The following is a 14,629-nucleotide window of genomic DNA, read 5'->3' on the forward strand; positions in this document are numbered from 1 at the left end:
CGGATGAAATCAGGACGAGATATCCCATGAACAAGCACGAGTCGGTCCGGTCGGTCGCCGCCAAAGCGGGCGAACGTAATGGTGGTCAGATTCTCGTCGCCGCCCTGCGCCGCAACGGCGCCGACCGGATGTTCGGTGTCCCCGGCGAGAGCGCGTTGCCGATCTTCGACGCGCTTTACGAGCCGGATGCCGGTATCCGCTTCATCGTTTGCCGGCACGAAACCACGGCCTCTCACATGGCCGAAGCCGATGGCAAGCTGTCCGGCAGGCCGGGCATCTGTGTCGTCAGCCGCGGTCCCGGCGCCATGCAGGCGGCACTCGGCCTGCACACGGCCTGGCAGGATTCGACGCCGATGATCCTGATCATTGGCCAGGTGCCACGCAGCCATCTTGGCCGCGAGGCGTTTCAGGAAATGAATTACGTCCGCACCTTCGACGACATGACCAAATGGGTGGTCGAAATCGATTCAGTCGATCGCATCCCGGAGCTGGTGAGCCGCGCCTTTCATGTGGCCATGCAGGGGCGGCCGGGCCCGGTCGTGCTGTCGATTCCGGAGGACGTTCTGAGCTCCGTCAGTGAAGTCGCCGACGCTGCCCCCGCCACGGTCATTCAGGCCGCGCCGTCGGACGCGCAGATTGCCGACATTCACGCCTTGCTGCAGAAAGCGCAGCGCCCGCTAGTGATCGTCGGCAATTGCGGCTGGACACCGGGGGCCGCCGATCAGTTCCGGACTTTCGTCGAGCGCAATGATCTGCCGGTCGTTGCCGGATTCCGCTCGCAGGATGTGCTCGACAATCGCAGCAATCAATATATCGGCGATATCAGCCTTGGCTGCAGCCGGCCTCTGATGGCGCGGGTGAAGACTGCGGATCTGTTGCTGGTGATCGGCGACCGGCTCGGCGACGTCACCACCAATCACTACACGCTGTTCGATGTCCCGACGCCGCAGCAGGTGCTGATCCACGTCTTTCCGGGTTCGGAAGAGCTTGGCCGCGTCTATGTCCCGACCCTCGGAATTCCCGCCAATTCAGCGCGTTTCGCCGAGGCGCTGGCGAAACTTGCACCGCTCGACAGCAAGGCCTGGGCGGACTGGCGCGCGGAATCGCGCCAGGCCTATGTTGATTACCAGGCGCCGCGCACCGATGCGCCACCCTTCGACATGGCAACGGTCATCGATCATCTGAATACGGAGCTGCCGGATGACGCGATCGTCACCAATGGCGCCGGCAACTACACGATCTGGCTGCACCGCTACTATCGCTACCGCAAGCTGGGGACGCAGATCGCGCCGAAATCCGGCACGATGGGCTATGGCCTGCCAGCCGCGGTCGCGGCGCAGCTGCGCTATCCCGAGCGGCGGGTGGTTTGTCTCGCCGGCGACGGCTGTTTCATGATGGCCTCGCAGGATTTTGCCACGCTGGTGCAGCAGCAGTTGCCGATCGTCATCATCATCGTGAACAACACGATGTATGGTTCGATCCGGATGCATCAGGAATTGCACTTCCCGAATCGGCCCAGTGGCACGGATCTGCTCAATCCTGATTTCGCCGCTCTGGCGCGGTCCTACGGCGCCCATGGCGAGGTCATCGATGCGCATCAGGAGTTTCCCGCGGCATTTGCGCGTGCGGTGGCGGCGAAGGGCCCGGCCATCATCGAATTGCGCGTCAATCGCAACCAGCTGACGCCGGACCGGCGCATGTAAGGTCGGGCCGTTGGGACGGCGTCACTTCTTGCTGGCGACATCCCCGTTTGTGTCGCCGGCTTTTGCGCTCCGTTTCGACGTCTTCTTTCGGCGCTTTGTTTTTTGCACTTCCAGGTCCGGGGCGGTCGCAGTCGAGGCAGACGGCTTGGACTGCGTGGCCGTCGGTCTGACCCGAACCCGCAGCCGACCAGCATCGGTCTTCTCGACCTCGAATGTTTCGGCCTTGCGCACGAGATCGCTCAGTTTCCTGAAACCATAGGTGCGCGTATCGAAGTCCGAGACGAAATTGGGCAGCTGCTCGCCGAGCCGATCCAGATTGACCCAGCCTTCTTCGCTGCCGAGCTGGGCAATCACCCGTTCCAGAATGGGAATGGCCGCAGTGGGGCTTTTCGAGGCTGCGGCGACCGGCGGCTGCTCCGTTGCGGCCACCGGCCGCTCGGACATCAGGTTTTCCGTATAGATGAAGCGCCGGCAGGCCTGGCGAAAACTCTCCGGTGTCTTGCGCGTGCCGAAGCCATAGACATCCGCGCCCTGCTCACGCAGCCGGGACGCCAGGCGGGTGAAGTCGCTGTCGGAGGAGACCAGGCAAAATCCGTCGAAGCGTTCGCTGTGCAGCAGGTCCATCGCATCGATGACGAGCGCGATGTCAGATGCGTTCTTGCCCTTCGTGTAGGCGAACTGCTGATAGGGATCGATGGCGTGCTTTTGCAGGATGTCGGCCCAGGAGCGGAGCTGCGAGCTCGAGAAGTCGCCGTAAATGCGGCGAACGCTGGCTTCCCCGAATTTGGAGATTTCCTCGAATAGTCCTGCCGCGATCTGGGGAGAGGTGTTGTCGGCATCGATCAGGACGGCGAAGCGAGGCAGGCGCTGCTGGGCGACGTTCATAGGCGACCTCTGCACGTTCCGCTTGCGGATCAATGAGGTTTCAGTCTGACAGGTTTCCGCGATAAAGTCGCCCAAAGCCCTCGAATCGTGGGCGCTGACAGAGGCCTTTGAGACCATGACCATCCGCCTGCATCGCGGCGATCTGCCGGATTTGAGCCGCTACACCAATTCGGTGGCTATCGACACCGAGACCATGGGGCTCAATCCGCATCGTGATCGGCTGTGCGTGGTTCAGCTCTCGCCGGGCGACGGCAGTGCCGATGTGGTGCAGATCCCGCAGGGGCACACCGATGCGCCGAACCTGAAGAAGCTGCTCGGCGATGCCGGCGTGACGAAAATCTTCCATTTCGCCCGCTTCGATCTGGCCGCGCTGTATAATGCGCTCGGCGTGATGCCGCAGCCGGTCTATTGCACCAAGATCGCCTCGCGCCTGTGCCGCACCTATACGGATCGCCATGGTCTCAAGGACCTCGTGCGCGAAGTCCTGGGCGTCGACCTGTCGAAGCAGCAGCAGTCGAGCGACTGGGGTAGCGAGACGCTGAGCGATGCGCAGCTGGCCTATGCAGCGTCGGATGTGCTGCATCTCCATGCTTTGCGCGAAAAGCTGAATGTGATGCTGGCGCGGGAAGGGCGGACCGAACTGGCGCAGGCCTGTTTCGAGTTTCTGCCGAGCCGGGCCAAGCTCGATCTGTCGGGCTGGGAAGAAGAAGACATCTTCGCCCATTCCTGAATTCAGCCTGCGGCACTGTGCCACCGGTCGGCCATTGGCCGATCGCGCCGCCGTGTTTCGGCCAAACTCCTCGTTCTGGGTGCGTGGGGCTGCAAAACGGCACAATTCAGCGTAGAATATCCGCGGATGCCGGGCGGCGGATGGAAGCCGGCCCGTTGGAGCAGCGGTGAGTTCAGTTCAGGTCGATCGTTACGAAGTGACCATGGAGGCGCGGTTCAAAGCCGCGGCGCGCCATAGCCGCTTTGTGCGCCTGCTGCGCATCGCGGTCCCCGCCATCGTGCTGCTGTCGATGGCGGTCATTGTCGGCATTTCAGTGTTCAATCCGTTCCGGATCCTTACCAAACTGCCGGTCGATATCGGCAATCTGGTCGTGTCCGGCACCAAGATCACCATGGAGACGCCGCATCTGGCCGGTTTCTCGCCGGACGGGCGGCCTTATGAGCTCTGGGCCAAGGCGGCGACCCAGGACCTCACCGACCCCGATAATCTCGAACTGTCCATCCTGCGCGCCAAAGTCGTGATGGAAGACAAATCGACGCTGAGCCTTGATGCGCGCACCGGGCAGTTTAATTCCAAGACGCAATTGCTGCATCTGACCAAGGACATTTTCCTGCAGACCACCACAGGCTACGAGGCGCGGCTGACCGAAGCCATTGTCGATATCGCCAAGGGAACGGTGGATTCCAACAAGCCGGTGGATGTGAAGCTGCTCAACGGCACTTTGCTCGGGCAGCGGATGCGGATTACGGACAATGGTGAAGTGGTGCGATTCGAAGGCGGTGTGTCGATGAATCTGGTGATGGAGCAGCCGACGCCGAACGGCGCGGAGCCCGCTCCTGAGCCAGCCGCAAAAGCGCCAGCAGAGCCGGATAAGCCGCGCGCCAATGGCGCCAAGCGTGCTCACACGAAATGAATGTGATGATGGTTGTGAAATCTTCCTTGTCGGCCCGTCGGTGGATCGGCGCAGGTCTGTCGGTGCTGGCGATTGGTGTTGCCGGCGCTGCGATTGCGCAAAGCTCGATGCAAGGCGTTCCCAATGCCATGCAGGGCTTTTCGCAGAATCGCGATCAGCCGATCCAGATCGAGGCCGCCTCGCTGGAAGTGCGCGACAAGCAGAAGGAAGCGACCTTCACCGGCGATGTCAAAGTCGTGCAGGGCGACACCACGATGAAATCGAAGTCGCTGGTGGTGTTTTACGACGGCAGCGATTCTGCGAAACAGTCGGGCGGGGCGGCGCCTGCAAAGGGCGCTGGCAAGAACCAGATCAAGGCAGCCGAGCCCGGGCCGGGAGGATCGTCATCGATCCGTCGGCTGGAAGCGCGCGGCAATGTGATCGTGACGCAAAAGGACCAGGTCGTGACCGGTGACGCGGCGATTTTCGACACGCGCTCGAATCTCGTCACCATGCAGGGCGGGTCTGGCAAGGTCGTGCTGACAAAAGGGAAGAATATCCTGCGAGGCGACCGGCTGATTGTCGACATGACGACAGGAACGTCGCGTGTGGAATCGACCTCTGGTCCGGTACAGGCGGTGTTTGATTCCGCCGGCTCCGGGCAATCCGGCAGCGGACCGACCTCCATCATTCCAGGCGCAAAAAAATAGTGCAGGTCGTGAGCCTGCCCGCATAGCGCGCGGCCGTTGAAACCTGCCCGTTAACCCGTTATCGCCATTGTTGGGTCGGATAGTCGGGTGTCACTCGACGATCGTTAAAGGTAAATCGTAGCGCGAATGGTTGATCTCCTCGGCATGTTCCGTCGGCGCGCTCCGAAACGCGGCCCGCAAGGTTTTGCGCGCCAGCCGGTCGATATTACCGCTTTGCAGGACGATATGGGCGGCCTCGTCGGCCAGCCCATGCGCGATGCCCCGCCGATGTCGCGCGCCGCCACGGCTGCGCCGCAAGCGGCCCAATCGTCACCCATCCAGCAGGCCCGCCGCCCCGATGTTCCGCCGCCGCAGGCGCCGCGTCAGCGCAACAATGGCGTCGCCCAGCCGAAACAGGCGCGTTCCGGCTATCTCGCGGTACACGGCGTGAAGAAGACCTATGGCTCGCGCCAGGTCGTGCGCGGCGTCAGCATCTATGTTCGCCGCGGCGAGGCGGTCGGGTTGCTCGGACCGAACGGTGCCGGCAAGACCACCGTGTTCTACATGATCACCGGGCTGGTCGGAGCCGACAGCGGCGCCATCGAGCTCGACGGTCACGATGTCACGAAGCTGCCGATGTATCAGCGCGCCCGCCTCGGCATCGGCTATCTGCCGCAGGAAGCGTCCATTTTTCGCGGCCTCACGGTGGAACAGAACATCCGCGCCGTCCTCGAAGTGATCGAGCCGAGCCGGAAGAAGCGTGAATACGAACTCGATGCGCTGCTCGACGAATTCAACGTCACCAGGCTGCGCAAATCGCCGTCCATCGCGCTGTCAGGCGGCGAGCGCCGTCGCGTCGAAATCGCGCGCGCTTTGGCGACGCGACCGAACTACATGTTGCTGGACGAACCTTTCGCCGGCATCGATCCCATCGCTGTCGGCGATATTCAGGATCTCGTGCGCCATCTCACCAATCGCGGCATCGGCGTGCTCATCACCGACCATAATGTCCGCGAAACATTGGGCCTGACGGACCGCGCTTATATCGTCTATGCTGGTGAGATCCTGACGGAAGGAACGCCGGAACAGATCGTGGCGGACCCGGACGTGCGCCGTCTTTACCTTGGCGAAGAATTCCGCCTCTAGCCCAAAATTCCCTTTCGTCAAGACGTGTACATCACGTCAGTAAAGGTCTAAGCAAGAAACGGACCAATTTTCGGCCCAGTTCTTCTTGGATCGGTTTTTGCCGCAATGGCGCTGACGCAGAGACTCGAATTTCGGCAGACCCAGTCGCTGGTGATGACGCCGCAGCTGATGCAGGCGATCAAGCTGCTGCAGCTGTCGAATCTGGACCTCTCCACCTTTGTCGAGGATGAACTCGAGCGCAATCCGCTGCTGGAGCGCGCCAATGACGGGCCGGAAGCCCCGGTGGCCGGCGAGCCAGTGCCCGAGCGGTCCGACTATGAGCGTTCCGACGACTACGGTTCCGGGTCGGATGGCGGCGATAGTTCCGATTTCGCCGATCGCGGCGAGAGCAGGTTCGACGCGCCGGCGCCCGACGACTGGATCAACAACGATCTTGGCTCGCGCAGCGAGATCGAGCAGACCCTCGACACCGGTCTCGAGAATGTTTTTTCCGAAGAGCCCGCTGATGCCGCCGCGCGCAATGCGCAGGACGCGGCACCCACCGCCTATACCGAATGGGGCGGTGGTTCGTCGAATGATGATGATTACAATCTCGAAGCCTTCGTCGCTGCGGAAGTGACGCTCGGCGATCATCTCGCCGAACAGCTTGCCGTGGCTTTCACGTCGCAGGCGCAGCGCATGATCGGGCAGTACCTGATCGATCTCGTCGATGAGGCCGGCTATCTGCCGGCCGATCTCGGCGACGTCGGTGACAAGCTCGGTGCATCCGCGGAAGATGTCGCACTCGTGCTCACCACACTGCAGACCTTCGATCCGCCAGGCGTCTGCGCGCGCAATCTCAGCGAATGTCTCGCGATTCAATTGCGCGAACAGGACCGCTACGATCCGGCGATGCAGGCCTTGATCGAAAATCTCGATCTGCTCGCGAAGCGCGACGTCGTGTCACTGCGCAAACTCTGCGGCGTCGATGACGACGACATCACCGACATGATTGGCGAAATTCGAAGGCTCGATCCGAAGCCCGGTTTGAAGTTCGGCGTATCGCGTGCGCAGACAGTGGTGCCTGATGTCTATGTGCGCCCTGGCCCCGATGGCGGCTGGCATGTGGAGCTGAACAGCGACACCTTGCCCCGTGTGCTGGTCAACCAGACTTACTATTCCGAATTGTCGAAGACGATCCGCAAGAGCGACGACAAGACGTATTTTTCCGATTGCATGCAGAATGCGACATGGCTCGTTCGTGCGCTGGATCAACGCGCGCGAACCATTCTCAAGGTATCGACAGAGATCGTCCGCCAGCAGGACGGCTTCTTCACGCAGGGCGTCGCGCATCTGCGTCCCCTGAATTTGAAGGCTGTTGCCGATGCCATTCAAATGCATGAATCGACTGTTTCTCGCGTCACCGCCAATAAATATATGGCGACCAATCGCGGCATCTTCGAATTAAAATACTTCTTTACCGCGTCCATCGCATCCGCCGACGGTGGTGAAGCACATTCGGCCGAAGCGGTGCGGCATCACATCAAGCAATTGATAGATGGTGAAAGTCCGTCAGCCATCCTGTCCGACGACACGATCGTGGAACGCTTGCGCGCAACCGGCATTGATATCGCGCGTCGTACCGTGGCGAAATACCGCGAGGCCATGCGGATTCCGTCGTCGGTGCAGCGCCGTCGTGACAAGCAAAGCATGCTCGGCAATGCTCTCAAGGCGCCCTCCACCCCGTCCGACAGGACATCTTCTGAGAAGTCATCCGACCGGTCCCGCGACACCGCATCAGCTTGATTGCGCTCCCGTGGAAACGGGATACTGTCGGTTCTACTTGGATCGAATCGAGGTATCAGCATGACCCTTCGCATCTCGGGAAAAAGTATCAGTGTTGGCGACGCTCTGCGCGGCCGTGTGTCCGAGCGCACGGATGAAGTGCTCCGAAAATATTTCGATGGCAATTATTCCGGGCACATCACGCTGAGCAAAGACGGCTTCGGTTTCCGCACCGACTGTTCTCTGCATCTCGATTCCGGAGTGACGCTCGAAGCCGAATCCAACGCACAGGATGCCTATGCGAGCGCCGACCAGGCGCTGCTGCAAATCGAGAAGCGACTGCGTCGTTACAAGAGCCGGCTGAAGGATCGCTCCGCGCGCAAGGCGCATGCGGAAGCCGAGCAACTCGCCGAACTCACGGCGCCCACGCTGGATGCGCCGAGCTACATTATCGAAGCGCCCGATCACGACGACGAAGCATCGAGTGGTTATGAACCTGTCATCATCGCGGAATCGACCAAGTCACTGAAGCGCTTCTCGGTGAGCCAGGCGGTGGAGGAACTCGACTTCACGGGTGCCGCTGTCGTGGTATTCCTGCATGGCAGCACGGGGCGGGTGAATCTCGTCTATCGCCGGACCGACGGGAATGTCGGCTGGGTCGATCCCCCGGTGATTAAACCGTCCTGACGCCATTGACGCCCCGGCGGGCCATGCATATGGTCCGCCGCCTTTGACGGGTTATACCGGTCGATGGATTTCGCATGGGGGTTTCCGGTGCTAGACTACGCTTTGGGCGGAAGCCGCCGGGGCGTGATCCGTCACCGGGAACGATGTCCACTTACAGTTTTTCTTGACGCTGCCGGTCTTGGTCCAAACACACCGCGGACGGTCAATTTTCCTCGGAACGGTCGATGACAATTACCGATCTGGTAGCGCCCGAGGCGATCCTCCCGGCGTTGAAAGTTAATAGCAAGAAGCAGGCGCTGCAGGAGCTGGCAGCGCGCGCCTCTGCGTTGACCGGACAGAACGAGCGCACGATCTTCGAAGTGCTGCTGCAGCGTGAAAAGCTCGGCACCACGGCGGTCGGTTATGGTGTCGCGATTCCGCATGGCAAGCTGCCGAAGCTGGACAAACTGTTCGGCCTGTTCGCGCGGCTGGAGCGTCCGATCGATTTCGAGGCGATGGATGGCCAGCCGGTCGATCTCGTCTTCCTGCTACTGGCGCCGGAAGGTGCGGGCGCGGATCACCTGAAGGCATTGGCGCGCATCGCACGTTTGCTGCGTGACCAGGATGTCGCCAAGAAGCTCCGCGCCTCGCGCGATGCGCAGGCGATTTATTCGGTGCTGGCACTGCCGCCCGCGACGGCGGCGTGATAAGAGCCGAGTTATTTTCTGTTGTCGTCGCCCGGCTTGACCGGGCGATCCATTAAACTCTGTCCGTGCCGTGTGGACTGGGTCACCCGGTCAAGCCGGGTGACGACAGGTCGAGACACACAGCTCAGCTCAGGCCGCAAATTCCTTACCGCCCTGCTGGCGCGATCCGGCGAGGCTTGCCAGCTCGGCCACCATTTCCGGATTCGCTTCGCTCTGCTGTGCGTCAAAACGCTGGGCTTCGGCTTCTTCGGCCGCTGCGGCGGCGCGCGATCCGGCGGCCATGCGCAGTGCGGTCTGGATCTCGTTCGCATCGGCGCCGTTCTTCAACAGCATCAGCGTGATCAGCGCCTTGATGTCGGAATTCATCGCATCCGCGCTCTGCTTCATGCGGCGCACGGAAGCGGAGGTCTCCGGCATATTCGCATTCGGGCGCAGCTTGGCGACATTGCTGGCGGTGGCATCCGCATGGCCGCGCGCGGGATTCGCATGTTCTTCTGCCATCATCACGCGTGACGCAGCAGCCAGCTGCAGCGCGTGGTGGATCTCCGGCGAGGTGGTGCCGGTCTTGAGGGCCAGGAGAGTGAGGAGGGCTTTGACGTCCGAATTCATCGCTGCAGTGTTTTGCATTTTGATACTCGCTTGTTTGGATGTTGGCAGAATTAGTTGAAACGCGTCCCGAATAGTTTTTCGAAGAAGGTTGGTTCTGGAGGTTCAGGTATCGGCGGGGCTTCTGCCACGCGAATGGGAGGAGCGCGGCGCGCCTGTCGCTTGGCGCGTGGCTTTGCCGGCGCGGCGCTTGGCTCGGTGGCGGCTGGCGCTTCGCTGAATGCGGCTTCGCTGACGGCTGCTGTGGGGATGACTGTGATGGTGCCGTCTTCGAGGCTGCCGCGGATCACCATGGGCTGAAGAAATCTTGCATCTTCGGCGATCATCGCAGCGGCGGCGCGGACATCCTGCTGTGCGCCGAGACGTTCGCTTGCTTCTGCGCTCCATTGTTCGAGCGGCAGGCGGTCGGATTTCGCCGCGAGTGCAGGGGTACTCTCTGATGTCACCAGCGGCGGCACAGTGCCGTCGCTGCGCAACAGGAAAGCAGCGGCTGCGGCGCAGCCTGGCGCGAAGACGAAGAAGGCGAGACAGGCCGCGACAACCGGCCGGCCGTCGAAGCGGCGGCTGCGTGGCGCGACATTGTCATTGGCATGCGTCGTACTGAAGCTATGCAACAGGCTCTCGATCTTCACGATGTGAGCCTGTGGCGATTCAACCAGTGATTCAGTCATGGTGACCTCGAATCTCGTCATGACCTGACTTTCTCAAGTCATGGTGAATGCGTGGTCACCATTCGCTTCGCGCTGACAGGCGATGCAATCAACCGCGATGGAGGCATCGCAGCCGATGTTCAGATTGAATGTGATGGGGGGATCAGTTCTATGAATGTCGATCGGCGCGGGCGGATCGATTCGGTGCAGCAAGGATGCCGCGGGAAGATTGATCGTGGGTTAAATACATACCCACGCGGCCAGGTCGTAGGATGGGTTGAGCGTAGCGATACCCATCACCACAGACCTGGAGCGTGCAATGATGGGTATCGCTCCAGCTTCGCGCCTTCGCTCAACCCATCCCACGCGTTTGGCATGACGTCAGTGAACGCTGACGGCCTGCAATTCCTGGCTCCATGCATTCGCGATCGCCGTCTCGCGGCTATCGGTGAGCATGATCGGGGTGCCATCGGCGGCGTGCAGCGCGAACAGCTGCAATCCCGGCGCAATCTCTGGCGCCTGCGGAAACAGGCCAGGCACGTCCTCGGAGCGTACGGGCTTCACATAAGCGATCAAACCCTCGCCCAGATGCGCCAGCGCTTCGGTGGTGATGGAAGGATTCTTCACGGCAGCAATTTCAACTTCAGTCATCGTCTCGACTCCTACAAAGATTCAAGCGGTCGAGTCCGCTACTAGTTCCGTATTATTCGTGCTCATTGATAGCGATTGTCTTAATGACCCTTTCAGGCTCAGGCCTGGCGAGATCAACGGACAACAACCCGTTCCTCAGATCCGCACCCAGCACCAGCATCCCCTCCGCCAGCACGAAGGTGCGCTGGAAGTGGCGCGCGGCAATGCCGCGATGGATGTATTGCCGGGTCTTGTCGTCCTGCTGGCGGCCGCGGATGACGAGTTGGTTTTCCTCGGTGGTGACATCGAGCTGCTCACGGGTGAAGCCGGCGACCGCCAGCGTGATCCGCAGCTTTTCCGGCTGGCCGTTTTCACGGTCGCACCGCTCGATATTGTAGGGAGGATAGCCGTCGGCACCTTTGACGACGCGGTCGAGCGCACGCTCGATCTCGTCGAACCCCAACAGGAACGGACTGGACAACGAAGGAACACGAGACATCGGTACAAAGCCCTCTCGAAGCGACTTTGAGGGGCCCTTACGGCACCCCTGGCCGATCAGCACTGTGCCAACCGGTCTGCCAAAGATATGGGGATCGGCCGGTCCGGTTCAAGCACCCGCCGATTGCAGGGTAAACAGTGTCAACAGCTTGAAATGGATCAGCTTTCGATCCGCGTCCGACCGTCGGCCGAGAACAGGTGCAGTTTTCCGCGGGGAGCCACGGCACGGATTTGGGCGCCGATGGCCGGGGCGTCCAGTCCAGGGATGCGGACGATCATTTCCCCTTCGGGCAATTCGCCTGGCGTGCTGCTGACCGCCGCCTCGCGGCCCGCGCGGGAGCCGTAAACATAGGTCTCGGCACCGACACGCTCGATGGTCTCCACGGTGAGATCCAGCGCAATGCCGCCCTCCGGAGCGGCATCCGCAAGGACGAGATCTTCGGGGCGGACGCCAAGAATGCCGGCGCCGGTGCCTGCCACGGTGGTGCTGAGTGCATCGTCGCGCAGTTTGATCAGGTTCATAGGTGGCGCGCCAATGAACGAGGCGACGAAGGTCGTTCTCGGCCTGCTGTAGATATCGAGCGGGCTGCCGATCTGCTCCACCACGCCGCCATTCATGACGACGAGGATATCCGCCAGCGTCATCGCTTCGAGCTGGTCATGCGTCACATAGATCGAGGTCGTCTTCAGCCTGCGCTGCAGTTTTCGAATTTCCACGCGCATGGCCACGCGCAGCTTGGCGTCGAGATTGGACAGCGGTTCGTCGAACAGAAACACTTTTGGCTGCCGCACGATGGCGCGGCCCATGGCGACGCGCTGGCGCTGGCCACCGGAGAGCTGCCGCGGCTTGCGGTCGAGCATGGTGGCAAGTTCAAGCGTCTGCGCCGCCTCGCGCACGCGGGTATCGATCTCGGGCGCTGCCATGCCGCGATTGCGCAGCCCATAGGCCATGTTGTTGTAGACGGTCATATGCGGATAGAGCGCGTAGTTCTGGAACACCATGGCGATGTCGCGATCCGCCGGCTCCACCTGGTTGACAACGCGGCCACCGATATCGACCTCGCCGGATGTCACCGTCTCCAGCCCCGCCACCATGCGCAGCAGCGTTGACTTGCCGCAGCCGCTTGGTCCGACCAGCACGCAGAACTGGCCGTCGGGAATGTCGAAGCCGATGCCCTTGATGGCTTCGAAGCCGCCGGGATAGGTCTTCCTGATATCGCGCAGGGTCACGCTGGCCATGTTATTTCTCCGTCTCGACCAGGCCGCGCACGAACAGCCGCTGCATGAAGATCACCACCGCCACCGGCGGCAGCATCGCCAGGATCGCCGTGGCCATCGCCAATTGCCACTCGGCGAGCTCGTCCGTCGTGGTCAGCATTTTCTTGATACCGGTGACGATGGTCTGCATCGAATCCTGCGTGGTGATCAGCAGCGGCCACAGATACTGGTTCCAGCCATAGATGAACTGGATCACGAACAGCGCCGCCATGGTCGTCACCGACAGCGGCAGCAGCGTATCCTTGAAGAAGCGATAGGGGCCGGCGCCATCGATGCGGGAGGCTTCCAGCAGCTCTTCCGGAATCGTCATGAAGAACTGCCGGAACAGCAGCGTGCCGGTGGCGGAAGCAATCAGCGGCAGGATCAGTCCGCCATAGGTGTCCAGCATCTTCAGGTCGGCGATCACCTTGTAGGTCGGATAGATGCGCACCTCGACGGGCAGCATCAGCGTGATGAAGATGATCCAGAACGCCGTCTTGCGGAACGGGAAACGGAAATACACCACGGCATAGGCCGACAGGATCGAGATGAAAATCTTTCCGAGCGCGATCCCCATCGCCATGATGAAGGAATTGATCAGCATGGTGCCCACCGGCTCGCGGCTGGCGCGCGATCCGCCGACGAAGATGGCGCGATAGTAATTGTCCCAGCTGTGGCTGCCCGGCGTCATCGGCATGTTGCCGTTGACCACGGTGGCCGCGTCGTGAGTGGAGGCGATCAGCGCGACATAGACGGGGAAGACCACCAGCAGCACGCCGAGCGTGAGGATCAGATAGGCGACAATGTCGTTCCAGCGGCGGTGCTCGACCATCAGTATTGCACCTTGCGTTCGACATAGCGGAACTGGATCGCCGTCAATGCGATCACGATCACCATCAGCACCACCGACTGTGCCGCGGACCCGCCGAGATCGCCGCCGAGCCGGCCATCGGCATAGACCTTGTAGACCATGGTGGTGGTCGATCCCGCGGGGCCGCCGCCGGTGACGGCATCAATGATGCCGAATGTGTCGAAGAAGACGTAGACGACATTCACCACCAGCAGGAAGAAGGTGGTCGGCGACAGCAGCGGGAAGGTGATGGTCCAGAACCGGCGCAGTGGCCCGGCGCCGTCGATGGCGCCGGCTTCGAGCACGCTGCGCGGGATCGATTGCAGGCCGGCGAGGAAGAACAGGAAATTATAGGCGATCTGTTTCCACACCGCGGCCATGACGATCAGCGCCATGGCATGATTGCCGTTGAGCAGCGGATTCCAATTCATGCCAAGCACGCGCATCGGCCGCGCCAGCGTGCCGAGCGTCGGATGGAACATGAACAGCCACAGCACACCGGCGACGGCCGGGGCGACCGCATAGGGCCAGATCATCATCACCTTGAACACGGGCGCGGCCTTGATGTTCTTGTCGGCCTGGGTCGCGAACAGGAGCGCGATGGAGAGCGACAGCGCCGCCACCAGCGACGAGAACACCAGCGTGGTGACCATCGCCTTGTAATATTCGGGCTGTGCGAATAGTGCCTGATAGTTCTCCAGCCCGACGAAGTCAGAGTTCAAACCGAACGCATCCTCGCGCAGGAAGGATTGCCACACCGCCTGGCTCGCCGGCCAGTAGAAGAACACCAGCGTGATGACGAGTTGCGGAAGTAGCAGCGCATAGGGGAGCGCCTTGTTGCCGAAGATCGCGGTTTTTTCCATGTGGTGTGTCGTGCCCCCAGCCGCCTCATTCTCCTATGTCATCACCCGCGAAAGCGGGTGATCCAGCAGACACGCATGTCAGTGTTTACCGGG

Annotated in this window: 16 protein-coding genes; 8 read left to right on the forward strand and 8 right to left on the reverse strand. The window is 61.5% G+C overall.

What is annotated here, in order from left to right:
* Window positions 1–26: 26 nt before the first annotated feature.
* A complete protein-coding gene (locus AC1RQ5_RS03650; RefSeq protein ID WP_493197118.1) occupies window positions 27–1,703 on the forward strand; it encodes a thiamine pyrophosphate-binding protein in 1,677 nt (558 codons plus the stop codon).
* A 21-nt stretch (window positions 1,704–1,724) separates the two neighbouring features.
* Here AC1RQ5_RS03650 and AC1RQ5_RS03655 read toward each other — a convergent pair whose 3' ends face one another.
* Window positions 1,725–2,588: an NYN domain-containing protein gene (locus tag AC1RQ5_RS03655; protein ID WP_493203293.1), complete on the reverse strand. Its 864-nt coding sequence runs from the start codon at window positions 2,586–2,588 to the stop codon at window positions 1,725–1,727.
* A 115-nt stretch (window positions 2,589–2,703) separates the two neighbouring features.
* On the opposite strand from AC1RQ5_RS03655, the gene AC1RQ5_RS03660 reads away from it, so the two are divergent.
* The 7 genes from AC1RQ5_RS03660 (at window position 2,704) to ptsN (ending at window position 9,182) form a co-directional block, all read left to right on the forward strand.
* Entirely contained in the window at window positions 2,704–3,318 is a 615-nt protein-coding gene (locus AC1RQ5_RS03660; RefSeq protein ID WP_398475957.1) for a ribonuclease D, read from the forward strand.
* A gap of 166 nt (window positions 3,319–3,484) precedes the next feature.
* Window positions 3,485–4,231 carry an LPS export ABC transporter periplasmic protein LptC gene (gene lptC / locus AC1RQ5_RS03665; RefSeq protein ID WP_398475959.1) on the forward strand — a complete coding sequence of 249 codons (747 nt, stop codon included), beginning with the start codon at window positions 3,485–3,487 and terminating at the stop codon, window positions 4,229–4,231.
* Between the two features lie 5 nt (window positions 4,232–4,236).
* Window positions 4,237–4,920, forward strand: a complete 684-nt coding sequence (locus AC1RQ5_RS03670; protein ID WP_493197119.1) for an LptA/OstA family protein — start codon at window positions 4,237–4,239, stop codon at window positions 4,918–4,920.
* Window positions 4,921–5,046: 126 nt separating this feature from the next.
* Complete coding sequence (lptB, locus tag AC1RQ5_RS03675; RefSeq protein WP_398475964.1) at window positions 5,047–6,045, forward strand: LPS export ABC transporter ATP-binding protein; 999 nt, start codon at window positions 5,047–5,049, stop codon at window positions 6,043–6,045.
* A 105-nt stretch (window positions 6,046–6,150) separates the two neighbouring features.
* Entirely contained in the window at window positions 6,151–7,830 is a 1,680-nt protein-coding gene (gene rpoN, locus AC1RQ5_RS03680; RefSeq protein ID WP_493197120.1) for an RNA polymerase factor sigma-54, read from the forward strand.
* A gap of 60 nt (window positions 7,831–7,890) precedes the next feature.
* A complete protein-coding gene (hpf, locus tag AC1RQ5_RS03685) occupies window positions 7,891–8,496 on the forward strand; it encodes a ribosome hibernation-promoting factor, HPF/YfiA family (protein ID WP_493197121.1) in 606 nt (201 codons plus the stop codon).
* A 224-nt stretch (window positions 8,497–8,720) separates the two neighbouring features.
* Window positions 8,721–9,182 carry a PTS IIA-like nitrogen regulatory protein PtsN gene (gene ptsN / locus AC1RQ5_RS03690; protein ID WP_398472966.1) on the forward strand — a complete coding sequence of 154 codons (462 nt, stop codon included), beginning with the start codon at window positions 8,721–8,723 and terminating at the stop codon, window positions 9,180–9,182.
* 129 nt (window positions 9,183–9,311) lie between these two features.
* Here ptsN and AC1RQ5_RS03695 read toward each other — a convergent pair whose 3' ends face one another.
* The 7 genes from AC1RQ5_RS03695 to ugpA all read right to left on the reverse strand — a co-directional run bounded on the left by AC1RQ5_RS03695 (window position 9,312) and on the right by ugpA (window position 14,536).
* Window positions 9,312–9,809, reverse strand: a complete 498-nt coding sequence (locus tag AC1RQ5_RS03695; protein WP_398475970.1) for a hypothetical protein — start codon at window positions 9,807–9,809, stop codon at window positions 9,312–9,314.
* Window positions 9,810–9,841: 32 nt separating this feature from the next.
* Window positions 9,842–10,459, reverse strand: coding sequence for a hypothetical protein (locus AC1RQ5_RS03700; RefSeq protein ID WP_493197122.1), 618 nt, complete (start codon window positions 10,457–10,459; stop codon window positions 9,842–9,844).
* Window positions 10,460–10,819: 360 nt separating this feature from the next.
* Window positions 10,820–11,089 (reverse strand): BQ00720 family protein, encoded by a 270-nt coding sequence (locus AC1RQ5_RS03705; protein ID WP_398473396.1) that lies wholly within the window; start codon window positions 11,087–11,089, stop codon window positions 10,820–10,822.
* A 52-nt stretch (window positions 11,090–11,141) separates the two neighbouring features.
* Entirely contained in the window at window positions 11,142–11,567 is a 426-nt protein-coding gene (locus AC1RQ5_RS03710; RefSeq protein WP_398475995.1) for an Hsp20 family protein, read from the reverse strand.
* A gap of 158 nt (window positions 11,568–11,725) precedes the next feature.
* Window positions 11,726–12,805, reverse strand: coding sequence for a sn-glycerol-3-phosphate import ATP-binding protein UgpC (locus tag AC1RQ5_RS03715; RefSeq protein ID WP_493197123.1), 1,080 nt, complete (start codon window positions 12,803–12,805; stop codon window positions 11,726–11,728).
* Between the two features lies 1 nt (window position 12,806).
* The gene (gene ugpE / locus AC1RQ5_RS03720) at window positions 12,807–13,655 is read right to left on the reverse strand and encodes a sn-glycerol-3-phosphate ABC transporter permease UgpE (protein WP_493197124.1); all 849 of its coding nucleotides are present in this window, start codon (window positions 13,653–13,655) and stop codon (window positions 12,807–12,809) included.
* Window positions 13,655–14,536: a sn-glycerol-3-phosphate ABC transporter permease UgpA gene (gene ugpA / locus AC1RQ5_RS03725; protein WP_398475978.1), complete on the reverse strand. Its 882-nt coding sequence runs from the start codon at window positions 14,534–14,536 to the stop codon at window positions 13,655–13,657. Before ugpA ends, ugpE begins: the two co-directional genes overlap by 1 nt.
* Between the last annotated feature and the right edge of the window lie 93 nt (window positions 14,537–14,629).

The sequence above is a fragment of the Tardiphaga sp. GW821-FHT12E02 genome (assembly GCF_058807155.1).